Annotated in this window: 1 protein-coding gene; it reads left to right on the top strand. The window is 63.5% G+C overall.

What is annotated here, in order from left to right:
- Positions 1-617 (top strand): ankyrin repeat domain-containing protein (locus ACTWQN_RS38040; protein ID WP_443208530.1); only part of this gene is annotated, 617 nt, incomplete at both ends.

The following is a 617-nucleotide window of genomic DNA, read 5'->3' as shown; positions in this document are numbered from 1 at the left end:
CATCCATCTTGAAGCGACTCCACCCCAAAACGACAGCAGCGAAAACCGCAGCATGCCTGCTGGCTGGTTGCGCCCTGCTCGCACCGCCGACCACGCAGGCCAAGCCCGCCTCGCTGGACGACAAACTGGCCGCCACGGTCGAGCAGTACGAGCAAAAGCCCAACGAAAAGAAACTGGCGGCCATCCGCGACCTGCTGGCCAAGGGCGCGCGTGCGCACCGCGCGCAGCCGGCCGAGTACGACGGCCCACAAGGCATGTCCGCCCTGGCGGTAGCCATCTCGAACAACGATGCCGACCTGGTCGACCTCCTGCTCACGCAGAAGAACGATCTGGAGATCCCTGTCTATCGTGATCTGGGCAATCAGCCGCTGGTCTACGCCATCTCGGGCATCGACACCAACGGCAAGGCTTCGCCGCAAAACCTGCGCATCGTCAAGGCGCTGATTGCGGCCGGAGCCAACGTCAACGCGCTGAACAACGACGGCAACAACACACCGCTGCTGCAGGCATCGGGCCTGCGTCTCAACGCCCCGAGCCTGGAAATCATGCGTCTGTTGCTGAACGCCGGCGCCAACCCGAATCTGCGTAACCAGAATGGGGAAACCGCACTCATGGGC

The sequence above is a fragment of the Saccharopolyspora antiqui genome (assembly GCF_052246905.1).
In the GTDB taxonomy this organism is placed as follows: Bacteria; Actinomycetota; Actinomycetes; order Mycobacteriales; family Pseudonocardiaceae; genus Saccharopolyspora.
The sequence above is the reverse complement of the archived record's forward strand: the minus strand, read 5'-3'. Positions and strand labels throughout refer to the sequence as shown.